Origin of the sequence: Rhodococcus sp. YL-1 (genome assembly GCF_001942025.1) — a bacterium.
GTDB lineage: Bacteria > Actinomycetota > Actinomycetes > Mycobacteriales > Mycobacteriaceae > Rhodococcus_F > Rhodococcus_F qingshengii.
Genome location: NZ_CP017299.1, coordinates 3,902,090 through 3,924,416 on the forward strand (window position 1 = coordinate 3,902,090; position 22,327 = coordinate 3,924,416).

Below are 22,327 nucleotides of genomic sequence, written 5' to 3' on the forward strand. Positions count from 1 at the left end.
CCGAGGTGTTCACTGTTGCTGCTGCTGTTGTTGCTGCGAGGTGCTCAATTCGGGACCCTGCACCGGCTCCGCGGATTCCGGGGGCTCGGACACCAGTTCCTCGCCTGACAACTCTGGGTCTTCGTCAGAGGTGCGACTCGCAAGCACCCACGTGTCCTTGCTTCCGCCGCCCTGGCTGGAGTTGACCACCAGCGAACCTTCCGGAAGTGCCACCCGGGTCAGGCCGCCGGGCAACACCCACACGTCCTCACCGTCGTTGACGGCAAAGGGCCGCAAGTCCACGTGGCGCGGCGAGAGAACATCGTCGATCTTGGTCGGCACCGTGGACAACTGCACGAGTGGCTGCGCAATCCACCCGCGCGGGTCTGCCTTGATCTTGCGGGTGATCGCGGCCAGTTCCTTGGGGCTCGCGTCGGGTCCGAAGACGATTCCGTAGCCGCCGGACCCTTCCACCGGCTTGATCACCAGTTCGGCGACGCGGTCGAGGACTTGCTCGCACTCCTCGTCCAACCAACAGCGGAACGTGTCGACGTTCTGCAAGAGCGGCTTCTCACCGAGGTAGTAGTCGATGATCTGCGGAACGTAGGTATAGACGAGTTTGTCGTCACCGACTCCGTTGCCGACGGCGCTCGAGATCACCACGTTGCCCGCCCGCGCCGCATTCAGTAGGCCTGCGACGCCGAGAATCGAATCCGGACGGAAGTGCATCGGGTCGAGATACTCGTCGTCGATGCGGCGATAGATTACGTCGACCTGGCGCTCGCCTTCCGTCGTGCGCATATACACCATGTTGTCGCGGCAGAACAGGTCGCGACCTTCGACGAGTTCCACACCCATCTGACGAGCGAGCAACGAATGCTCGAAATAGGCGGAATTGGCGATACCCGGTGTGAGAACAACCACTGTCGGGTCCGCTTCGTTGAGTGCAGCACCCGCACGCAGCGCCCTCAGCAGATGTGTTGCGTAATCACCGACCGCCCGCACCTTGTGGGACATGAACAGATCCGGGAACACCCGAGTCATGGTGCGACGGTTTTCCATCACATAGGAGACACCGGACGGAGATCGCAGATTGTCCTCGAGAACTCGGAACTCTCCCGCCTCGTCTCGGACCAGGTCGATACCCGCGACGTGAATTCGCACACCGTTGGGCGGCACGATGCCTGCCGCTTCACGGTGGAAGTGCTCACACGAGGTGACCAGGCGGCGCGGCAACACGTGATCGCGCAGGATTCGCTGCTCTCCGTAAATGTCCGCGAGAAACAACTCGAGCGCCTTCACCCGCTGTTTGATGCCCTTTTCCAGCCGCGACCACTCCTGGGCGGCGATGACGCGTGGCACCAGATCCAACGGGAAGGGTCGTTCCTGCCCGGACAGCGAAAACGTCACACCTTGGTCGATGAATGCGCGTCCGAGTGCGTCGGCACGCGCGGCGAGGTCGGCGCTGCTCGTCGGCGCCAGGGCTTTGTACACACCCTTGTACGGACCACGCACCGAGCCGTCGGGCTCGAACATCTCGTCGAAAGCCAACTCGTAGCGACCGATGTCTGAATATCCGTCGAACACTGCGGCAGGACGCGCTCGGGTGGTGGTCGAACCTGTTTTACTCGAACTTTTCGAAGGCGGCGGCGTCATAGGGCAACATGCTGCTACAAGTGGGGCTATTCGGCAGCGCGGCGAGAAATCGGGCGCTCGGTGTACCCTTCTCGACAGACGCAACGTGCGACGGTTTGGGTTCTTGGGCCCTCGGCTGGTAATCTTGCCAGTCGGTGCATCAGTGCGCCCACAGCTTTCTCGACCGTAACCAGCTAAAGACGACAAGGATTTTACGCGTGGCCAACATCAAGTCCCAGGTGAAGCGAATCCGTACCAACGAGGCGGCCCGACTCCGTAACCAGTCGGTGAAGTCCTCGCTGCGTACCGCGATCCGTTCATTCCGCGAGGCTGCGGCAGCCGGTGACAAGGACAAGGCCAACGAGCTCCTCGTCTCCACCAGCCGCAAGCTCGACAAGGCAGCCAGCAAGGGCGTCATTCACGCCAACCAGGCTGCCAACAAGAAGTCTGCACTCTCGCAGGCTGCCAACAAGCTCTGACGTTTCCACTGTGACGGTTCGCCGTCACACTGGTTCGTCTCGATAGCCGCCGGGTCGAAAGACCAGGCGGCTATTTTGCGTATTCAATCGGGGCAGTGTGGTGAATCCGGTGTCGCACGACTCACTACGGGTGACCGACATCAGAACAGGTGAACCAACGACACGGCCTCAGGCCATTCCGCATACTCAGTTGGAGCAAGCCTGCGTGAAACGCCTCGACTACCGGGCGGGTGAGGCCACGGCCGCCACTGTCGTCGGACTACTTCTGGCCGGACGCGCAGTAGGCCACGTTGTACTCAGTTCTTCCGCAACGCGCACACTTTCCGCACTGCCATCTCCAGGGCGAAGGACGAGTCGACTGCGGCACCCTTCACGTCGGCATTGAGGGCGGCGACGATCTGCATCGCAGCGCCGATCGACGTGGGATCCCAGCCGCCGACCTCCTTGATCGCCTTCTTGACCTTCCACGGCGGCATTCCGAGATCCGACGCCAACCGGAACGGGTCACCGCCCCGTGCAAACGGGCCGACCTTCGCGATGGTGTGGACTGCGTCAGCGAGGGCATCCGCAAGCAGAACATGGGCTGTTCCGATCTGATCTGCCCATCGGAGCGCCTCGAGCGCACCCCGGGTATCGCCGACGATGACTTTGTCGGCCACGTCGAATCCGGAAACCTCGGCCTTGCCCGAGTAATACTTGTGGACCGCATCGACGTCGATCTTGCCGCCCGTATCTGCCGCCAATTGCGAGCAGGCCGACGCGAGTTCGCGGAGGTTGGAGCCGACGCTTTCGATCATCGCGGCGATCGCATCTGGCGCAACCCTCACGTCTGCGGTCCGGAACTCACCCCGGACGAAGTCGACAAGCTGACTCTTGTTCAGTTTTCCGCAGTTGTGAACCGTCGCGCCGAGCTTCTCGAGGGCCGGAGCCAACGCTTTCGCGCGACCGCCGCCCGAGTGCACGACGATCAGAACCACACCTTCTGCCGGCTCGCGTGCAGCCTCCAGGACAAGCGCTACGGCATCTTTGCCTGCTTCTGCAGCCGATTCCAGGACGATCACACGGTCTTCGGCAAAAAGAGAAGGGCTGAGCAACTCGGCCAACTCGGGAGCATTGGTGTCGCCCGCACGCATCTTGGTCACCGGGAGATCCGAAATACCCTGGCCGCGGTCACCGCGGACGGCTCTGATGAGCTGCGATACCGTGCGGTCGATCAGGAACTCGTCGTCCCCGAGAACAAGATGCAGCGGATCGACTCCAGACGGATTACTCACCCGAAGATGGTCCCACGAGGAACCGACACGATCGACACAGACCCGCCGCCCCCGCCGTACACAGCGACGGTGCCGTCGACGTCGGTCCGAACCACCGCCCCGCCCAATGAATCCAGTTCATCGAGAACCTCCGCATTCGGGTGCCCGAAACTGTTGCCGACGCCGACGCTGATCATCGTCAACCTCGGACGCACCGCTTCCAGAAATGCCGACGACGTGGTCCGAGAACCGTGATGGGGCAGCTTCAACACATCGGCCTTCACGTCCGCTCCCGATCGGAGGATCGCCTCCTCCCCCGCAACTTCGGCGTCGCCCGTCAACAGAATTCGACCCGCGCCCGTGTGCGCCATCACCACCAGCGACTGATCGTTGGCTGCATCTGCGGCACCGACGGAATCGCGGGGAGCTGGAACCAACGGACCGAGAACCTCCACGTTCACCGATCCCAACGTCAACTCCATACCTGCGAGCAACGAGACAACCGGAACGGCCTGCGAGTCGGCGGCATCCTTCACCGCCCGAAAACCTGACTCCGGCAACAACATCGACCCGACTCCGATCGCAGCGACCGAACGCCCACTCAGGACTGCTTCCAATCCACCGATGTGATCGGCATGAAAATGACTGATCACCAGCAACGCGATGTCGTTAACGTCCAACATGTTCAGGCAACGATCCATCGACGTGGGATCAGGACCGACATCGATCACGATCACCCTGCCGTCTCCAGTCGAGAGCACAAGACCGTCCCCCTGACCGACGTCGCACATCACCAGCGCCCACCCCGGAGCAAAACGGCCACCCCCGAACACGTGTTGAAAGATCAGGGCCAGAACAACTCCCAGAACAAGAACGCCGAGCACCCATCTCGAAATCCGATTCCACAGCGTCAGGGCCGCGGCCAGTAGGACTCCCACGACGACGAGAGCACCGATGAGTCCTGACGGCACTACCACCGACGCTCCGGGAAGCGCCGCCGCCCGCTCGGACACGCACAGCAGCCACCCCATCGGCGGCCGCACCAATGGCGCGACGAACACCGCGATCGGTGGACAGATCAGCGCACACAAGGCAATCACCGCACCGAACACCGTGATGATTCCGATCACCGGCGCCACCGCCATGTTCGCGGCAATCGTGACCACGCTGAAGGTTCCCGCCATGGCGCCCACCAACGGTGCAGTCACGACAAACGCAGCACCCGAGACAGCTGTCATCTCCGAAAACCAACGGGGCCAGCCTCTTCGGCGAAGCACGTCCACCCACACCGGAGCAATGATCACCAGCGCGCCCGTGGCAGTAGTCGACAGCGCAAATCCCCAGTCGACGGCCAGCTCGGGCCTCACGACTACCAGAACGATGACGGCGGCGGCAAGCGCAGGCAGCGCCTGTTTGCGCCGACCAGTGACCAGACTGAGCAGGCCTACCAAGCCCATCACCGACGCGCGTAGAACACTCGGCGACGGCCTCGCGACGACAACAAAGGCAACGAGGGCTACCACCGCCAAAGCGGCGCCGACCCGTGGACTGAGCGCCGCGGCTCTGACCAACAGCAGAACGGCCCCGAGCAGAATGCTGATGTTGGCGCCGGACACCGCGGTGAGATGGGAAAGTCCGGCAACGGTGAAGTTGTCCTTCACCACCGGCGACAACGCCGACGTGTCTCCGACGACGAGGCCAGGCAGCAGACCCGCCTGATCCGGCGGGAGTGCAGCCGAGCACGCAGCGGCGAAACGAATGCGCACCACACTTGCCCATCGCTGATACCAGGGCACTTCTCCCACCGCGACGGGAGGCCCTTCGGACGTGATCACGGCGAGCGTGGAATCGCTACGCCATGGCTGACTCGCCCGGCCACGAACCGTGAGGCTCTGCCCTGGAACAACTTCGAACCACGACGAACTGGGCGCCCGGATGGTGACCAAGCCGCCTCCGGAGTACCTGCGGTTCTGGGCAGTCACCGAATTGACGGTTGCCCTGAAGACGACCTGACCTTGACCCACCGCGCCGGAGACCGCGTGCGGATCCTCCGAGGGTTCCACTTCGACACTCACCCAAGCTCCCTCGAGAGAAGCTCGGGTCAGTGGGTGCCTCTCCGCCTCGGACGCCCGCCACCCGCCGACGGCACTACACCCGGCACCGAACAGCAATGCAACCAACATGATTCGTACCCACCCCGCTGATGTCCGGCGCACAACCACGTAAGTGAGGAGTGCCGCTGGAACCGCACACGCCACCGCCAGTACCCACGCGGCGACCGGGCCGAACAGGATCCCCACCGCACTGCTCCCCCACACCGCGACCGCCGACAGAAGCAGTCGAGCGTCGAGGACCGGCGAGGCTTCCGGTTCGTTCACACCGACACCAGCACTCGCAATTTGGCCAACCTTGCCGGGCCGATCCCGTCGACTTCCCCCAATTGTTCTATGTCCGTGAATCTTCCGTTGGAGGTGCGCCAGGAGATGATCGCCGCAGCCGTTACCGGCCCTACCCCGGGAAGCTCGTCCAGTTCGGCCTCGGTGGCGGTATTGAGGTTCACCAGCCCAGCCCCGCCGGATTCCCCCGTAGCTGCGGGGCTGGTCCCTCCTGCAGTGGTACTCGAAGAAACACCACCGGACTGATCGGCCGCACCAACCCACGATCTGATCGCCGTCGACAAGTTTCTGAGCCAGATTCAGGCCCACCGTCTCCGCTCCGTCGAGCACGCCACCTGCCGCAGCAAGCGCGTCGGCGATGCGCGAGCCCGAATGAAGATTGACAAGCCCAGGCGTGCGCACGAGCCCGACGACACTGACCACCACAGCCTCGGGCGGATGCTCTGCCACGACGCCGGTCGGTACAGGACTGGCTGATTCACCATCGCCGGCAGTCACATTCTTCTCCGTGACATTCTGGGGCGAGGGCAACGGTGGGACCGCCTGCATGCTCGGAGAATCCCACCACACGGCGAACAAGCCGATTCCCGTGGCCAGAACTGCAACGATCGCCAACACCCAGGTCGCCGACCGACTCGGGCGCCAACGTGTACCGCGCCAATGTTCGGGCAATCGGTCGAACCGTGACGAGTCGGGCTGAGCTTCGTAGTCGTCCTCGTCGAAGTCCCGAAGCCACTCGGGGGATCTCTCGAATGGCTGCGGGGACCTCTCGAAAGACGCTGAATCCTCGAATTCGTCGACGTCCTCATGTCGCCGCCTGTAGTTGCCGTCCATCGCCGCGAGGCGATCACGCGCCCGCTCGCGCTCCTCGCTGATCCTCATGACTGGACGCTAACGAGAGACCTCGCCGCCAACGACGAACAATTTCAATCTGTGGAGAACTCGAGGGTTGTGGAGAATTCGTCTCGCGGTTGGTTGTGGTCACCGAGTGATCCGGCTGGAGAATGCCTAGGCGAAAGCGCTCAGTACTACATAGACGCCGACGGCTGTGATCACCAGGCCAATCGACCTGAAGACACGCTGTCGAATTCGTGCGTCGCTCAGTTTCTTCGACATGAAGGCTGCGCCAAATGCAAGAATTCCAAGCCATCCGAATGCCACCGCGGCATCGACAATTCCGAGACTGAGAACGGAGTACACCGTCAATGGCTGCGCATACTGCGGCGCCACGAGTAGAAAGAACAATCCGACCTTCGGATTGAGGATGCACGAAACGAAGCCCTGAGCGAATGCACGCCATCCAGTTGATTGTGCCTGCAGAGCAATTGAATCCAATTCGATGTCGGAAGTGTCCCGATAGAGAAACTCCCGGACACCCAGGTACATCAAATACAGACCACCCGCGACATGGAGTGCTGCTGCCGCCATTGGAGTGTGCGCCAGGAAACTTGCCGCTCCCACCGCAACAAGTGCTGCCCATGCAATCGATCCGATTGCGGATCCCGCAGCCACCATGAACCCGAACAATCGACGTTCAAGCGCAAGTTTGATCACCAGTAGTGAATCGGGACCCGGCGATATCGACAACGCCAGGCAAAGAACTGCGAAACTCGCCAGGTTGCCAATCTGCATGCGACTTCTCTCCCCCTGCGCCCCGAATGCTCTGCGAAGAGTCGTCCCCGACCCATTCCGACAGCGGTAACGATGAAGTTCGAGCTATCGGGTCACGATCGAGAATGATACGAGCGAACGAACTTCTCCGCGATCGGTTTGTTTTGATGCATCGACATCAGCACAGTGATCGAGCCACAATGCATAGTTCAAGACCGCTCAGGCGCTCGTGTCGATGTCCGGCAGCGGGCACACCACCACACCGATCGCGCCGACACCGACGTGCGCTCCGATGACCGCGCTGAAGTCAGTGACCACGGATTCCGCTACATCGGGGATACGCTCGGCCAACTGTTCCGCGATCCCGTCCGCACGCTCTCGCGCTCGCATGTGATGCACGGCTATCGCCACACGACCGAGACCGGCGCGTTCGACTGCCGAATCCACCAACCGTGCAAGAGCTTTGGTGGTGGTACGTGTCTTCTCGCCGAGCACGAGCTTGCCGTCCACCAGATGCAGGATCGGCTTCATCGCCAATGCAGTGCCCAGCAGTGCGGCCGCGGTTCCGATTCGTCCTCCCCTACGCAATTGATCAAGTTTGTCGACGACGATGTAGCAGCGCCCACGGCTCGCTACGTCGACCGCCCGGCCGTACGCCTCTTCGAGTGAAGCGCCCTTCTCGGCCAAGCGTGCAGCTTCGAGAGCCGGATAGCCCAAACCCATACCGGCGGACTGTGAATCGACGATCCGGACGGCGCCACCGAATTCCTGGGCTGCGACTCGTCCGGCTTCCCACGTTCCCGACAGTTGCCGTGAAATGTGCACGGCGAGAACGCCGTCACCGTCGCTCATGTCCAGGGCGCGTGCATACGCTTCGGACAACTCGGCGGGCGACGCTCCGGCCGTTGTCACTCCCGACAGGTCGCTCGGCATTGCGTCGACACCCTCACGCAAGTCGCAGCCGTCACGGAGCACGTGGAGCGGAACAACCTGAATGCCACATGCGTCGGCCGACTCCTGCGGGATGCAGGCGGAGGAATCCGTGACGACGACGACCGGCATTCTGCTACCCGACTTCGCTCGGCGGTGATACCAGTTGCGGCGAAACCACTTTCTGCGCCTCGACCCCGCGAATCGCAGCGATCATCGCGCGGGCTACGCCGACGTGACCGTCCCAACCCCAGTGAATGCCGTCAGGATTGCCGTTCTCGGAAAAGACGTTGTCACGCACTGCATCCGCAAGGTCGACTACGGGAACGCCTTTCTCCGTAGCCCACTCGGTGATCGCGGACACCGCGGCAGGTCGTCCGGCATGCACGCTCGCGTAGGCATCGCTGCGATGCACTGACGGCAAGGTCGCGATCATCGGCAGTTCCGGCCGCATGTACTCCAACGCATTTCGCGAGCTTTCCAGATACTCGACGCTCAGCTTGGGCGGAAGTGCGACCGGGCGGCCCAGAGGTGCAAGCCGCGGCTGCAGCCATTGATAACCCTCGCGCACCACGCGTCGAAGCGCGGGTGGCCGAACGTAGCGAATGGTCTCGCGGAGCGCGGTAGGCAGCGGAGACGGTAGCGAGTCCATACCGCCGACCGCGAACACGACGGCGCCTGCCCGCGGCACCGCCGCCCACACACGAGGATCCTGAGTCAGTGCCCACCACGCATCGCGGCACGTCCAGCCGATACGGGCGACCAGCTCGACGTCCCAGCCGAGTTCGTCGGCCACGATGTTGGGCCAGATCCGTGGGTGGTCTGCCGCGAGGCCGCCTTTGGGGCCGAAATACGACAGCGAATCCGCGAGTACGAGGAGGACGGGGCGCTGCCCGTCGGCACTTTCAGAGGACGTCATTTGCGACACTCGCAGAAGCATTCCATACGTCGAGTCGCCACTCGATCGACTTGACGTCCCCGTGTCCGCTGAGTTGCACCCAACTGGTGTTTCCCAATCCGCCGAGGACGGCCCAGCGATCGACGGGTAGGTCGAGCAATGCCGCTGTCAGTGCCGCGATCAAGCCTCCGTGCGCCACCAGAACCACGGGCCGTTCGGCCCAGTCCGGGTGCGTCTCGAGCAATTCGTGAACTACGGGGAGGCTGCGATTCGCGACGTCGATTCGGCTTTCGCCGCCGGGCGGCGCCAACGTGGCATCCGCCCGCCAGGCAGATCGCACACCGGGAGTGCGCTCGTCGACGTCGTGATGAGTCAGGCCTTGCCATTCGCCCAGGTGTGTCTCACGCAGACGCGTGTCGGTGAGTACCGGAAGTCCGGCGGCATCACCGACTGCGACGGCCGTGAAGTACGCCCGACGCAGATCCGAGGACACGATCGTCAACGGCCTGCGATCGGCGATCACCGGACCTGCACTCTTGGCCTGCGTGCGTCCCAACTCCGACAGGTCGGTGTCGAGTTGCCCCTGCATCCGAGAGTCGGCGTTGTATTCGGTCTGTCCGTGACGCAGCAGGATGAGCCGGCGGACAGGGTTCGACGCCGCACTGGGCGCCGGCGAAGTCACAGCGAGGGATCCTGCGCGTCCGGCTCGGAAACCGTGTCGGTCTCGAACACCGTGTTGGCGTCGGCGGGGCCGGGACGGTTCTGTCCGAGGCCTTCGACCTCGACCGTCGGGCAGTCCTTCCACAGACGATCGAGAGCGTAGAAGTTGCGCTCCTCGTCATGCTGGACGTGGACGACGATGTCGGCGTAGTCGAGCAGTGCCCAGCGGCCCTCGCGGGTGCCTTCACGGCGGACCGGCTTGTGTCCCGCTTCGCGGAGACGGTCTTCGATGTTCTCGACAATCGAGTTGACCTGACGCTCGTTCGTCGCAGATGCGATGACGAAGCAGTCCGTGATGACCAGCTGTTCGGACACATCGAGCACCACCACTTCGGTGGCCAGCTTCTCGTCGGCTGCCAAGGCCGCGATGCGTGCCATGTCGATGGCTTCGGTGTTTGCGCTCACTCGATGTTCTCCAGTTTCGTCTTCAGAAAGTACTTGTTGTGCTCGGCTAGCTCGATTCGGCGCCCGGGACGGCTTCCGACTTCCCCGGTGCGGGCTCCGACATCGTTGTAGCTCCGTCGCGGCGCTCCGCGTCGACAGGTCGATACAGGTTCCGCTTCGAGATGTACTGCACCACTCCGTCCGGCACCAGGTACCAGACGGGGCGGTCTTCACTTGCCCGACGCCGACATTCGGTCGACGAAATGGCAAGTGCCGGAATCTCTATCAACGTGACCGCGTCGGCGGGCATGGTGTCGAGGTGACCGGCCAGGTGCTCTGCATTGAGATCGAAACCCGGTCGCGATACCCCGACGAACTTCGCCAATGCGAACAACTCTTCCCAATCTTGCCAGGAAAGGATGCTGGCCAGCGCATCGGCACCGGTGATGAAGAAGAGTTCGGCGTCAGGGTGGTAGGCCCGGAGGTCTCGCAGCGTGTCCACGGTGTACGTCACTTTTTCACGGTCGACGTCGACCCGAGAGACGGAAAACCGCGGGTTGGAGGCGGTGGCGATGACCGTCATGAGGTACCGGTCCTCGGCAGGACTGACGCCCTTCCCCTGCTTCTGCCAGGGCCGCCCGGTGGGGACGAAGATCACTTCGTCGAGTCCGAACCGGTCGGCGACCTCACTGGCCGCAACGAGGTGGCCATGGTGAATGGGGTCGAAGGTGCCACCCATCACTCCTAGGCGTCGAGCACGTTCCACCGATAGTCCCTTCTGCACGAGTGTCGAGCTTACGGGTCAGACCGGCAGCAGACGGGACACGACGTCGGCAAGCTGCTGGGCCGAGCGGCACTCGTGCATGCTGATGACCTCGTTGTAAACCTTCGCCGCGGAGTCACCCGTTCCCCATTGCCCCTTCGGCTCGGGGTTGAGCCAGTGCGCGTGCTTGGCTACTGCCACCATCTGCGACAGCGACTGAAGGTTGGGATCGCGGTAGTTGTTGCGACCGTCGCCGAGTACCAGTAGCGACGTGCGACTGGTGATCGACTGCGCAAACTTCTCCTGGAACACTCCGAAGGCGTGTCCGTAGTCTGAGTGGCCGTCGTAGGTGATCAGTTCGGCCTCACGCACCATCCGTGACATCGCTGATCCGAGGTCTGCGTTCGAGTCGAAGAACCGCGTGACCTCGTCGGTCGTGTCGATGAACGCGAACACCCGCACGCGCGAGAACTGCTCACGCAAAGCGTTCACGAGCAGCAGAGTGAAATGGCTGAACCCCGCCACCGAGCCGGATACGTCACACATCACCACAAGTTCGGGCCGCGCCCGCTTCGGCTTGCGCTGCACCAGATCGATCGGCACTCCGCCCGTCGACATGGACTTGCGCAACGTACGACGTAGGTCGATCGAACCCGCGCGAGAGCGGCTGCGACGCACGGCGAGACGACTGGCCAACAAGCGAGCCAGGGGTGCGACGTTCTTCTTCAGCGTGGTGAGTTCGGCATCGGACGCTCGCAAGAAGTCGACTTCCTCGGCGAGTTTCGGAACGCCGTACGTGGCGACCCGCTCCTTGCCCAAATTCTCGGCTGTGCGTCGACGCGTTTCCTTCTCGACCATCTTGCGGAAGTCCGCGATGCGCTGCGCTGCCGTGCGCTTGGCGACCTCGGATTGATAGTCGGAGTTGTCCTTGCCCTCTGACCCGGAACCCTCCTGGTTGCCGAGCAGGCCCTGCAGGATCTTGTTGAGCAACGTCTCCGGGGCGACGTCGCGCAGCGCCTGGTAGGCGGAGAACGACGGGCCGTTGCTCGACTGGTACTGCCCGAGTTCCTCGACCATCGCGGCGGTCAGGAGTTCGGTCATCTCCATCGCCTCGTCACTGCCGTCTGTCAGCAGTTCGGCAATGAGCTCACGCAAGGCCTGCAGGTCGATCGAGCCGTCTGGCTTGCGCGGCAGTGTGACGTCGACGTCGCCGACCGCACGGTCACCGATCGCCTTGGGGAACCACAGGTCGAAGACGGCGTCGAACGTCGCCCGGTGGGTCGGCCTGCGCAGGAGCGAGCATGCCAGCCCTTCACGAAGCGCTTCACGATCGAGCAGGTCGAGAACAGACATGACCTGACCGGCGTCGACTGTCTCGGACGGGCCGACCATGATTCCGCGTCGTCGCAAAGCCTCGACAAAATCGACGAGGTGACCGGGAATCCCGTGCGGCGCTGCCAGGCCGCCAGGTGAGAGCGGCGACGTCGATGCTGCGGGAGCCATGTCAGACCTCAGTTCAGCCGAAGTTCAGCGGCGGCACGCACCTGGTCCGACTGGTGCTTGAGGATCACGCCGAGCGTGGCGCGAACGGCATCGTCGTCGAGAGTGTCCATGCCCAGAGCAAGAAGGGTGCGTCCCCAGTCGATGGTCTCGGATACCGAAGGGACCTTCTTGAGCTGCATTCCGCGAAGAACACGAATGGTGTTGACCAGCTGCTCGGCAATCGCTTCAGGAAGCTCCGGCACACGGCTTGCGAGGATGCGACGCTCGAGGTCGGCGTCCGGGAAGTCGAGATGCAGGAAGAGGCAACGACGCTTCAGAGCCTCCGAGAGTTCGCGAGTGGCATTCGAGGTCAACACCGTGAACGGCTTGCGGGTGGCGGTAATGGTTCCGAGCTCGGGGATCGTGACCGCGAAGTCGCTGAGCACTTCGAGGAGCAGACCTTCGATCTCGACGTCTGCCTTGTCCGTCTCGTCGATCAACAGCACCGTCGGGTCCTCGCGGCGAATGGCCTTGAGCAGTGGACGTGCGAGCAGGAACTCCTCCGAGAAGACATCCGCCTTCGTCGAATCCCAGCTGTGGTCGACCGCGACATCACCCCTCGCTCCGCTCGCCCCGCCCGACTGAATCCGAAGAATCTGCTTCGCGTGGTTCCACTCGTAGAGTGCACGAGCCTCGTCGACGCCCTCGTAGCACTGCAGACGCACCAGTTCTGCGCCCGTGGTCTGGGCGACTGCGCGGGCGAGTTCCGTCTTTCCGACACCGGCCGGGCCCTCGATGAGCAGCGGCTTGCCCAGACGATCGGCCAGGAAGACTGCCGTCGCGGTGGCCTTGTCGGACAGATAGCCGGTTTCGGCCAGCCGTTCGATCACGTCGTCGACGGTCGAGAAGAACGGCGTCGTGTCGGGAAGTGCTCGGTCCACGGTTAACTCCTTGAGAGGTGGGGCAAGTCTGGTGAACTTTTCAGGCGGGTCGGGTGTGCCCGTCGCCCCAGACGATCCACTTGGTGGACGTCAGTTCCGGCAACCCCATTGGGCCACGCGCATGCAGTTTCTGGGTGGAGATGCCGATCTCGGCGCCGAACCCGAACTGCTCACCGTCGGTGAAGGCAGTCGACGCATTGACCATCACTGCCGCAGCGTCGACTCGAGCGGTGAACTCGCGGGCAGCCGAGAGATCGGACGTCACGATGGCTTCGGTGTGGCCGGTCCCGTACTGGTCGATGTGCTCGACGGCAGCGTCCAGGTCCTTGACGACCTTGAGGGCGACGTCGAGGGTGAGGTATTCCTTCGACCAGTCGTCCTCGGTCGCGGGAACCAGTCCCGGCAGATCACCGTGCACGACGACGTCGTGCATCTGGAGCGCTTGGAGCAGCTTCGGCACGGCCGTCTCGGCAATAGCGGCGTCGACCAGCACCGTCTCTGCCGTGTTGCACACACTGGGCCGACGGGTTTTGGAGTTGAGAAGAATCTTCTCGGCCATCAGTAGATCGGCGGCCGAGTGAACATAGACGTGGCAGTTACCGACACCGGTCTCGATGGTGGGCACGGTGGCATCACGCACGACGGCGCTGATCAAGCCGGCACCGCCGCGCGGGATGACGACGTCGACGAGGCCGCGGGCCTGGATGAGGTGCGTGACCGTCGACCGATCCGCACTCGGCAGAAGTTGAACGGAATCCTCGGGCAGTCCCTGGTCAATCAACGACGCGCGCAGAGCCGCCACTAACGCTTCGTTGGACTTGACCGCCGAGGACGAACCACGAAGCAGCGCAGCATTTCCCGACTTGAGAGTGAGCCCGAAAGCGTCGACGGTAACGTTGGGGCGAGCCTCGTACACCATGCCGACGACACCGAGCGGAACGCGCTGCTGGCGTAGCTCCAAACCGTTCGGCAAAGTAGATCCACGAAGCACTTCACCGATCGGATCGGGTAGTCCGGCAACCTGACGCAAACCCGACGCGATGCCCTCGATCCGCTCAGCGGTCAGACGAAGACGGTCGAGCAGCGATTCCTCGGTGCCGCCCGCCTTCGCGGTGTCGATATCGAGAGCGTTGGCCGCGAGAATCCGATCACTTGCCGCGAGTACCGCGTCGGCTGCGGCGTTGAGCGCAGCATCCTTCTGCGCGGTGGTCAGCAGAGCCAGGACGCGCGAAGCCTTACGGGCTCGGCGTGCGGCGTCGTGCACGACGGACTTGGTGTCGGACGCGTTCGAGTCGACGGTTTCTGCGTTGGAAGTCACAGCGGTCATGAATACACATTAACCACCCACCGTGACGGCCTGCTCGGCGGAACGAGGCTGTGACCACCCGGGACCATTCCGGCGGACCGCCGGGGAACAATTCCGATGCGGGGCGCTGTTGCACCCACCGACCTTCTTCTTCGAGTCAGGAGCCATCCGTGAGTGTGTTGTTCGAGCCTTTGACCCTGCGCGGCGTCACCATCCCGAACCGCGTCTGGATGGCACCGATGTGCCAGTACTCCGCTGACGTCATCGGCGACCAGGTCGGAGTGCCCAACGAGTGGCATCGCACGCATCTGGTGAGCCGTGCAATCGGCGGCACCGGCCTGATTCTCACCGAGGCGACGGCCGTCAATCCCGAAGGCCGCATATCGGCAGCTGATCTGGGGATCTGGAACGACACGCAGGCGCAAGCCTTCGCCGAGATCAACGCGCAACTCGCGTACTTCGGCGCAGTGCCCGGAATTCAGCTGGCCCACGCCGGACGCAAAGCGTCGACGCAGGTTCCGTGGCGCGGCGGCAAGAGTCTGCCCGCCGACGACCGACTCTCGTGGCAGACGGTTGCCCCGAGCGCGGTTCCGTTCGGTCACCTTGCCGATCCGGTCGAGCTCACCACGGAGGGCATCGAGAAGGTCGTCGCGGACTTCGCAGCGGCGGCTACCCGCGCATTGAAGGCCGAATTCAAGGTCGTGGAAATTCACGCGGCCCACGGATACCTGATCCATCAGTTCCTCTCCCCCGAGAGCAACAAGCGAACGGACCGCTACGGAGGCAGCTTCGAGAACCGCATCCGATTGCTCCTCGAAATCCTGAGCGCAGTCCGCGAGGTGTGGCCGGCCGAGCTACCGCTCTTCGTCCGGGTCTCGGCGACCGATTGGCTCACGGAAGAACGTGGGCTCGAGGTCGACAGCTGGACCGCGGATCAGACCGTTGCCCTCGCCAACATCCTCTCCGACTACGGCGTCGATCTCGTCGACGTGTCCACCGGCGGTAATTCACCGGCAGCCAAGATTCCGGTGGAGCCGGGATACCAGGTTCCGTTCGCCCGTCGCCTGCAGAACGAGAGCCTGCTACCGGCCGCCGCCGTCGGCCTCATCACCGAACCCGAGCAGGCCGAGAAGATCGTCGAAGACGGAAGCGCAGTGGCGGTGCTCCTCGGCCGCGAACTGTTGCGAGATCCCTACTGGGCGCGCCGGGCGGCCCGTGAACTGAACGCCGAGGTAGGACCGCATATCCCGTCGCAGTACGCCCGCGCCTTCTAGCCCGAAAATCGGCTCCCGCGCACAACTTTGATAGCGTAAGCGTCTTACTTGCCGGTAGTCCGGAGCCCTGAGGGCTCCGGACACTGCCGCGGGCCAGAGCCGTGCGACGGGGGTCGCAACGAGCCACAGGGCACGCGGACGCTCGATTTCCCGACCGGCTCATCGGCGAGTGGGCAACGAAAAGATGCGTGCATCAGGTACGTGCCCCGCTCGGTTCGATGATTGCGCTGGGGAGCGCATGTCATGACTACACCAGAGAACTCGATCAGCGCTCTCGAAGTGGCCGAATCACCCGATGTCTGCGTCACCGACAATGCGTCCGTCAAGCGCGCTGTCAAGGCAACGATGCTCGGAAATGCCATGGAGTGGTTCGATTTCGGCGTTTACGCATATCTAGCTACCACTATAGGAAAAGTGTTCTTCCCGGACGCGAGCGGCAGCGCTCAACTCCTCTCTACCTTTGCAATTTTTGCGGCAGCCTTCATCGTCCGCCCACTCGGCGGATTGTTCTTCGGTCCACTCGGTGACCGCATCGGACGCAAGAAAGTCCTGGCCACCACCATCATTCTGATGGCCGGCAGCACCTTCGCCATCGGCCTCATCCCGAGCTACGAATCCATCGGTATCGCCGCCCCGATCCTGCTGGTACTCCTACGCCTACTGCAGGGCTTTTCCACCGGCGGCGAATACGGCGGGGCCAGTACGTTCGTCGCCGAATACGCACCGGACAAGCGCCGCGGTTTCTTCGCCAGCTTCCTCGAATTCGGGACTCTGGCAGGATATGTGGCGGCAGCGGGCATCGTGACGATCATCCAGACCGTCGTCAGTGCCGAGGACCTCCTCCAGTGGGGCTGGCGCATCCCCTTCCTCATTGCCGGACCTCTGGGTCTCATCGGCCTGTACCTCCGTCTGCGTTTGGAGGAAACTCCCGCATTCCAGATGATGGAGCAGGCCGAAGAGCGCTCCCTCGCAGATGAATCCACAGGCAAGAAACTACGCGAAACTCTCGTCGACAACTGGCGTCCGCTTGTTCTGTGCATCGTCCTGGTGGCCACGTACAACATCGCTCACTACGGCCTGCTCAGCTACATGCCGACGTATCTGACCAACACGTTGGGTTACGACGAATCCCACGGACTCGTTCTGATGATCATCGTCATGATCGTGATGATGATGGGAATCAGCTACGTCGGAAAGTTCTCGGACCGCGTCGGGCGTAAACCCTTGCTGCTCAGCGGTTTCATCGGATTCTTCGTCCTGTCCCTACCTGCCTACCTTCTGATCGGCGTCGGCAACTACGTGACGGTCTTCCTGGGACTCGCAATTCTCGGCGGTTTGCTCCTGCTGTTCGTCGGAGTGTTCCCGTCCGTGCTTCCCGCACTCTTTCCGACCGGAATCAGGTACGGCGGCTTGGCAATCGGATACAACCTCGCGGTCTCCATCTTCGGCGGGACCACTCCCCTGGTGCTCACCGCCCTCGAAAGTGCAACGGGCAGCAACTTGGTCGCACCGATGTACATGATGATCGCCGCCGTGATCGGCGGTATCGCAGTCCTGATGATCCCCGAGACCGCACGCAAGCCACTCGACGGCTCTCCGCCCTCCGTCGCCACCGACGAGGAAGCACGTCGGATCATCCGCAAGGTTCGTCGAAAGCGAATGAAGGCCGATAACCTCGAGGTATGAGCACGCCTCGAATCGTCGTCGTCGGCAGTATCAACATGGATCTGACCACGTCAGTGTCCAGATTCCCCGCTCCGGGAGAAACGCTGCTCGGCACTGCCTTTGCCACCGCGGCGGGAGGCAAAGGCAGCAACCAGGCCATCGCCGCCGCGAAAGCCGGTGGGGACGTGTCGTTCGTCGGCGCGGTCGGCGACGACGGTTTCGGCACCCAATTGCGCGAGACCCTGCAAGACGCCGGGGTCGACACCGCGTTGCTTCGTAGTGTCGACGGCCCGAGCGGCGTTGCCGCCATCACCGTGAGCGCGGACGCGGAGAACAACATCATCGTCGTCCCGGGCGCCAATTCCTCGGTCACCTCGTTGTCCGAAGTAGACCTCGACGCGATCGCACACGCCGACGTTCTCCTGTGCCAACTCGAAATACCCCTCGACACGGTCACCACAGCGGCCCGGCACGCGCGTGCCAACGGAACAACTGTCATCCTCAATCCTTCACCGGTACAAGACCTTCCGGGCGCCCTGATCGAGTCTGTCGACATCCTGATCGTCAACCAGACCGAGTCGGAGCAGTTGGCCGCGGTCACCGGTCGCGTCCGATACCTCGTCACGACGCTCGGGGCCGGCGGCGCGGATCTGCGGTCGGGCGAGGAGACAATCCACGCCGACTCCCCGGCCGTGACACCCGTGGATACAACTGGCGCAGGCGATGCTTTCACCGGCGCCTTCGCCGTGGAGTGGGTGCAGGGCCAGGACCGCGCCCTGCAGTTCGCTGCCACGGCGGGAAGTCTGGCGACGACGGTCCGCGGCGCGTCGGTGTCGTCACCCACTCGCGCTGCGATCGAAAAAGTCCTGAACCGACAGCTTGACTCTGACACCGTGTGAGGTCGTAAACCTGTAGGTATCGGGTTTGTGAGAGAGAAACGGGGCGAGCAAGGATGTTGAGCATCGGAGACTTCGCGAGAGCAGGTCGTGTGTCGGTGCGCATGCTCCGCCACTACGACGCCATCGGTCTGCTCAGACCCGCGAGGGTCGACGCATCCACCGGGTATCGCTCGTACACCGCGGGCCAGTTGGCGCTGCTCAACCGCATCGTCGCTCTCAAGGAGTTGGGCCTGACTCTGGCCCAGGTCCAGCAGGTGGTGGAGTCGGCGGTCACCGTCGACGAGATCCGCGGGATGCTCACGCTTCGCCGAGCAGAACTCGAAACCCGAATCCAGGAAGACACCGCGCGACTGGCGCATGTACAGGCGCGCCTACGGATCATCGAAAGTGAGGGACAGATGTCCGCATACGAGGTTGTGATCAAGTCAGTTCCGGCGCTGCGGGTCGCGGAGTTGACCGGTACCGCCAAGACGATGGATCCGTCGTCGATCGGCCCGGTGGTTCGCGGGTTGTACGAGCGCCTTTGTACCGGTTTGGATCGTGCCGGTATCGCCGCGATCGGACCCGCTGTCGCTTACTACGAGGATGCCGGTGACGACGAGAACGTCGTCGTCCATGCGGCGCTACCGGTAGACGCGAATCCCGATGGCGACTACGAGTTCGCTGTGGTGGACCTGCGGGCCGAAGAGCACGTGGCCTCGCTGCTGCACAAGGGTTCGATGGACAACTGCCTGCCCGCTTATCAGGCGTTGGCCCAATGGATCGACGCAGCGGGATACCGCAATGCCGGCCCCAGCCGTGAGGTGACGCTGGCGTGCCCGGAGGATGTCGACGGCTGGGTCACCGAACTGCAAGAACCTGTTGCCAAGGCCTGAAGCCCGCACGTGTCGGCAGGGTCGTGCACCATGGGGTCCATGACCACCGCCACCGCCCCAGCCATGCGCGACGAAGCCGAGCGGCTGCTCCGCGAACTCGCGGGGCCGGATGCCCGCCTACGCGAGGACCAGTGGACGGCCATCGAGGCGCTGGTGGTGCAGCGCAAACGCGCGCTCGTCGTACAGCGGACCGGCTGGGGCAAATCTGCGGTCTACTTCATCTCGGCGAAGCTGCTCCGGGCAACGGGCCACGGCCCCACCGTCATCGTCTCTCCGTTGTTGGCCCTGATGCGAAACCAGGTCAGTTCTGCCGAACGTGCCGGAGTGCGCGCCGCAACCATCAATTCGGGCAACGTCACCGAATGGGACGACATCCATGCCCGCGTCGCAGCCAATGATCTCGACGTCCTTCTGGTCAGCCCCGAGCGCCTGAACAACCCTGACTTCCGCGATCAGGTGCTCCCGGCCCTGGCAGCTGATGCCGGCCTGGTCGTAGTCGACGAGGCTCACTGCGTTTCCGACTGGGGCCACGACTTCCGTCCCGACTACCGCCGCATCAGGACCTTGATCGCCGAACTCGGCGAGGGCATTCCCGTCCTCGCAACCACGGCGACGGCCAACAACCGCGTCGTCGAGGACGTGTCCGCCCAACTCGGCGTCGGCGGTGAGGAAACCCTCGTCCTTCGCGGCGGGCTCGAACGCGAGTCGCTTCACCTCTCTGTAGTCCACATTCCGGAGGCGACGGCGCGCGCTGCCTGGCTTGCCGACATGCTCGAGACGCTGCCGGGTTCGGGCATCATCTACACGCTGACGGTTTCGGCCGCGCGCGACCTCGCAAGCCTGCTCTCCGAGCGCGGCCATACCGTCGCCGCCTACACGGGCCAGACCGATCCCACTGAACGTGAATCTCTCGAGCAGGACTTGTTGGGTAATCGCGTCAAGGCTCTGGTGGCCACCTCGGCACTCGGGATGGGCTTCGACAAGCCTGATCTCGGGTTCGTCGTCCACCTCGGCGCACCGTCGTCGCCGATCTCGTACTACCAGCAGGTGGGCCGCGCCGGTCGTTCCACCGACAGGGCAGACGTGATCCTCCTGCCGGGGGCCGAGGACAAGCAGATCTGGAGTTACTTCGCCTCGGTCGCCTTCCCCCGCGAGCACCTGGTCCGCAGCGTCATCGAACACCTCGACACCGAAAAGGCCACGTCGACACCGGCACTCGAACCTCTGGTGGAGCTCAATCGCACGCGTCTCGAGATGGTCCTCAAAGTCCTCGACGTCGACGGCGCGGTCAAACGCGTCAAGGGCGGGTGGATCAGCACCGGCGAACCCTGGGTGTACGACGCCGAGCGCTACGGGCGACTCGACGACGCTCGCCAGGCCGAGCAGGCCGCAATGGTCGAGTACCAGAGCATCACGACGTGTCGAATGACCTTCCTGCGTGAACAACTCGACGATCCTGGTCTGACCTCGGAGAACTCACAGTGCGGTCGCTGTGACAACTGCACAGGCAATCGCTACGACACCACTGTCGACACCGCCGCCCTCGACGAGACTCGGGCGCGCTTGCAGCGCCCCGGATTCGACCTGGAGCCGCGCAAGATGTGGCCGACCGGCCTGAGCAAGCTGGGCGTCAAGCTGTCCGGGAAGATCACCGAGGGGCCCGAAACCGGGCGCATTCTCGGACGGATGTCGGACCTGGGCTGGGGTCAACGTCTCCGCGCGCTTTTCGACGGTCCCGACGCCGAGGTACCCGATGCGGTGGTCAGCGCGTGTATCAGCGTTCTGGCCGCCTGGAATTGGGCCGAGCGACCCACCGGTGTCATGGCCCTCGAATCCACGACGCATCCTTTGTTGGTGTCGAGCCTGGCTGCCAAGTTGGCCGAGGTCGGGCGATTGACCGACCTGGGCACTCTTCGCTTGCGCCCCGACCACCCTCCGGTGTCGGCAGCAAACTCCGCCTACCGCGTGTCCGGACTGGTCGATGTTTGGGAAGTCCCGGACATGAGCATCCACCAGGGACCGATACTTCTTGTCGACGCAATCGCCGATACCGGTTGGACTTTCACGATGGCCGCGCGCGCACTTCGACAGGCTGGTGCTCACTCTGTACTTCCGTTGGCGCTCGCAAGCCCGAAATAGCGAGTTTTTGCCCGAAATAGTCGCTCCGACAACGGCAAAAGTTACATAATGTGAGCACCATCACATTCATGTCCTCACCTGGGGCGCAACGGGTTCCACACGGCCCGAAACGGACATCTGCATGACTTCGACAGCAATGATTGTTACGTTCAGATGACCGATGAAGCCTGTTGATACGAGAGCTATCCCGACCACCGCGCCGGACGCGGTGTTGTTCAGAAGCCCACAGATCGATGACGGAGTCCGGCTCTGGGAGATCGCACGTGATTCGAAGGTGCTCGACCTCAATTCGAGTTATGCATACCTGTTGTGGTGCAGGGATTTCAGCGCGACGTCCATCGTCGCGGAGGTAGACGGCCGCGTAGTCGGATTCGTTTCCGGTTATACCCGTCCCAGCGCGCAGGAAACCCTTTTCGTGTGGCAAGTTGCGGTCGACGAAGACCAGCGCGGCAAGGCAATTGCTGCCCGCATGCTGTCCGACTTGATGGATCGCACTGCCCCACTGGGTGTTACACATCTGGAGACCACGATCAGCCCCGACAACGAGGCTTCGATCGCACTCTTCACCGCGCTCGCACGTCGGCGCGAAGTACCGATAACCAGGCAGACCTTGTTCTCGCCCAACGATTTTCCCGATGGACACGAAGCCGAAGATCTTTACACGATCGGCGCCTAGCGCACTTCGCGCTCGGCATACA

19 protein-coding genes are annotated in these 22,327 nt (G+C 63.2%); 7 read left to right on the plus strand and 12 right to left on the minus strand.

What is annotated here, in order from left to right:
• Positions 1 to 9 precede the first annotated feature (9 nt).
• Positions 10 to 1,635 (minus strand): circularly permuted type 2 ATP-grasp protein, encoded by a 1,626-nt coding sequence (locus BH682_RS18135; RefSeq protein WP_003944471.1) that lies wholly within the window; start codon positions 1,633 to 1,635, stop codon positions 10 to 12.
• 197 nt (positions 1,636 to 1,832) lie between these two features.
• Here BH682_RS18135 and rpsT point away from each other — a divergent pair, with 197 nt between their 5' ends.
• A complete protein-coding gene (gene rpsT, locus BH682_RS18140) occupies positions 1,833 to 2,093 on the plus strand; it encodes a 30S ribosomal protein S20 (protein ID WP_003944567.1) in 261 nt (86 codons plus the stop codon).
• Between the two features lie 296 nt (positions 2,094 to 2,389).
• Here rpsT and holA read toward each other — a convergent pair whose 3' ends face one another.
• The 11 genes from holA to BH682_RS18200 all read right to left on the minus strand — a co-directional run bounded on the left by holA (position 2,390) and on the right by BH682_RS18200 (position 14,798).
• Positions 2,390 to 3,367 carry a DNA polymerase III subunit delta gene (gene holA, locus BH682_RS18145; RefSeq protein ID WP_003944476.1) on the minus strand — a complete coding sequence of 326 codons (978 nt, stop codon included), beginning with the start codon at positions 3,365 to 3,367 and terminating at the stop codon, positions 2,390 to 2,392.
• Complete coding sequence (locus BH682_RS18150) at positions 3,364 to 6,624, minus strand: ComEC/Rec2 family competence protein (protein ID WP_442971961.1); 3,261 nt, start codon at positions 6,622 to 6,624, stop codon at positions 3,364 to 3,366. The genes holA and BH682_RS18150 overlap by 4 nt, the downstream gene beginning before the upstream one ends.
• 126 nt (positions 6,625 to 6,750) lie before the next feature.
• Positions 6,751 to 7,374 carry a LysE family translocator gene (locus BH682_RS18160; protein WP_075833645.1) on the minus strand — a complete coding sequence of 208 codons (624 nt, stop codon included), beginning with the start codon at positions 7,372 to 7,374 and terminating at the stop codon, positions 6,751 to 6,753.
• A 198-nt stretch (positions 7,375 to 7,572) separates the two neighbouring features.
• Positions 7,573 to 8,415: a DegV family protein gene (locus BH682_RS18165; RefSeq protein WP_075833647.1), complete on the minus strand. Its 843-nt coding sequence runs from the start codon at positions 8,413 to 8,415 to the stop codon at positions 7,573 to 7,575.
• 4 nt (positions 8,416 to 8,419) lie between these two features.
• Positions 8,420 to 9,202: a diglucosylglycerate octanoyltransferase gene (gene octT / locus BH682_RS18170; protein ID WP_075833649.1), complete on the minus strand. Its 783-nt coding sequence runs from the start codon at positions 9,200 to 9,202 to the stop codon at positions 8,420 to 8,422.
• Positions 9,189 to 9,863: a histidine phosphatase family protein gene (locus BH682_RS18175; RefSeq protein ID WP_075833651.1), complete on the minus strand. Its 675-nt coding sequence runs from the start codon at positions 9,861 to 9,863 to the stop codon at positions 9,189 to 9,191. The genes octT and BH682_RS18175 overlap by 14 nt, the downstream gene beginning before the upstream one ends.
• On the minus strand, positions 9,860 to 10,306 hold the full coding sequence (rsfS, locus tag BH682_RS18180) for a ribosome silencing factor (RefSeq protein ID WP_003944502.1): 447 nt from the start codon (positions 10,304 to 10,306) through the stop codon (positions 9,860 to 9,862). Before rsfS ends, BH682_RS18175 begins: the two co-directional genes overlap by 4 nt.
• A 46-nt stretch (positions 10,307 to 10,352) precedes the next feature.
• Positions 10,353 to 11,069, minus strand: a complete 717-nt coding sequence (gene nadD, locus BH682_RS18185) for a nicotinate-nucleotide adenylyltransferase (protein WP_003944462.1) — start codon at positions 11,067 to 11,069, stop codon at positions 10,353 to 10,355.
• An 18-nt stretch (positions 11,070 to 11,087) separates the two neighbouring features.
• Complete coding sequence (locus tag BH682_RS18190) at positions 11,088 to 12,551, minus strand: vWA domain-containing protein (protein WP_007731020.1); 1,464 nt, start codon at positions 12,549 to 12,551, stop codon at positions 11,088 to 11,090.
• Positions 12,552 to 12,559: 8 nt separating this feature from the next.
• A complete protein-coding gene (locus tag BH682_RS18195; protein WP_003944506.1) occupies positions 12,560 to 13,471 on the minus strand; it encodes an AAA family ATPase in 912 nt (303 codons plus the stop codon).
• 40 nt (positions 13,472 to 13,511) lie between these two features.
• Complete coding sequence (locus tag BH682_RS18200; protein ID WP_063316232.1) at positions 13,512 to 14,798, minus strand: glutamate-5-semialdehyde dehydrogenase; 1,287 nt, start codon at positions 14,796 to 14,798, stop codon at positions 13,512 to 13,514.
• A gap of 149 nt (positions 14,799 to 14,947) precedes the next feature.
• Here BH682_RS18200 and BH682_RS18205 point away from each other — a divergent pair, with 149 nt between their 5' ends.
• The 6 genes from BH682_RS18205 to ectA all read left to right on the plus strand — a co-directional run bounded on the left by BH682_RS18205 (position 14,948) and on the right by ectA (position 22,305).
• Positions 14,948 to 16,051, plus strand: a complete 1,104-nt coding sequence (locus tag BH682_RS18205; RefSeq protein ID WP_042924054.1) for an NADH:flavin oxidoreductase/NADH oxidase — start codon at positions 14,948 to 14,950, stop codon at positions 16,049 to 16,051.
• A 243-nt stretch (positions 16,052 to 16,294) separates the two neighbouring features.
• Positions 16,295 to 17,737 carry an MFS transporter gene (locus tag BH682_RS18210; RefSeq protein ID WP_003944479.1) on the plus strand — a complete coding sequence of 481 codons (1,443 nt, stop codon included), beginning with the start codon at positions 16,295 to 16,297 and terminating at the stop codon, positions 17,735 to 17,737.
• Positions 17,734 to 18,615, plus strand: a complete 882-nt coding sequence (locus tag BH682_RS18215) for a ribokinase (protein ID WP_075833653.1) — start codon at positions 17,734 to 17,736, stop codon at positions 18,613 to 18,615. Before BH682_RS18210 ends, BH682_RS18215 begins: the two co-directional genes overlap by 4 nt.
• Positions 18,616 to 18,668: 53 nt before the next feature.
• Positions 18,669 to 19,490, plus strand: a complete 822-nt coding sequence (locus tag BH682_RS18220; protein ID WP_007731010.1) for a MerR family transcriptional regulator — start codon at positions 18,669 to 18,671, stop codon at positions 19,488 to 19,490.
• 39 nt (positions 19,491 to 19,529) lie between these two features.
• The gene (locus tag BH682_RS18225) at positions 19,530 to 21,629 is read left to right on the plus strand and encodes a RecQ family ATP-dependent DNA helicase (RefSeq protein WP_030536630.1); all 2,100 of its coding nucleotides are present in this window, start codon (positions 19,530 to 19,532) and stop codon (positions 21,627 to 21,629) included.
• Between the two features lie 160 nt (positions 21,630 to 21,789).
• The gene (gene ectA / locus BH682_RS18230) at positions 21,790 to 22,305 is read left to right on the plus strand and encodes a diaminobutyrate acetyltransferase (protein WP_003944572.1); all 516 of its coding nucleotides are present in this window, start codon (positions 21,790 to 21,792) and stop codon (positions 22,303 to 22,305) included.
• The last annotated feature ends 22 nt before the right edge of the window (positions 22,306 to 22,327 follow it).

Coding starts and splice junctions, on each gene's coding strand:
- BH682_RS18135 (WP_003944471.1), bottom strand. CDS start 1,635: ATGACGCCGCCGCCTTCGAAAAGTTCGAGTAAAACAGGTTCGACCACC.
- ectA (WP_003944572.1), top strand. CDS start 21,790: ATGAAGCCTGTTGATACGAGAGCTATCCCGACCACCGCGCCGGACGCG.
- octT (WP_075833649.1), bottom strand. CDS start 9,202: ATGACGTCCTCTGAAAGTGCCGACGGGCAGCGCCCCGTCCTCCTCGTA.
- BH682_RS18200 (WP_063316232.1), bottom strand. CDS start 14,798: ATGACCGCTGTGACTTCCAACGCAGAAACCGTCGACTCGAACGCGTCC.
- BH682_RS18150 (WP_442971961.1), bottom strand. CDS start 6,624: ATGAGGATCAGCGAGGAGCGCGAGCGGGCGCGTGATCGCCTCGCGGCG.
- BH682_RS18210 (WP_003944479.1), top strand. CDS start 16,295: ATGACTACACCAGAGAACTCGATCAGCGCTCTCGAAGTGGCCGAATCA.
- BH682_RS18220 (WP_007731010.1), top strand. CDS start 18,669: ATGTTGAGCATCGGAGACTTCGCGAGAGCAGGTCGTGTGTCGGTGCGC.
- BH682_RS18215 (WP_075833653.1), top strand. CDS start 17,734: ATGAGCACGCCTCGAATCGTCGTCGTCGGCAGTATCAACATGGATCTG.
- BH682_RS18225 (WP_030536630.1), top strand. CDS start 19,530: ATGACCACCGCCACCGCCCCAGCCATGCGCGACGAAGCCGAGCGGCTG.
- BH682_RS18165 (WP_075833647.1), bottom strand. CDS start 8,415: ATGCCGGTCGTCGTCGTCACGGATTCCTCCGCCTGCATCCCGCAGGAG.
- BH682_RS18160 (WP_075833645.1), bottom strand. CDS start 7,374: ATGCAGATTGGCAACCTGGCGAGTTTCGCAGTTCTTTGCCTGGCGTTG.
- BH682_RS18190 (WP_007731020.1), bottom strand. CDS start 12,551: ATGGCTCCCGCAGCATCGACGTCGCCGCTCTCACCTGGCGGCCTGGCA.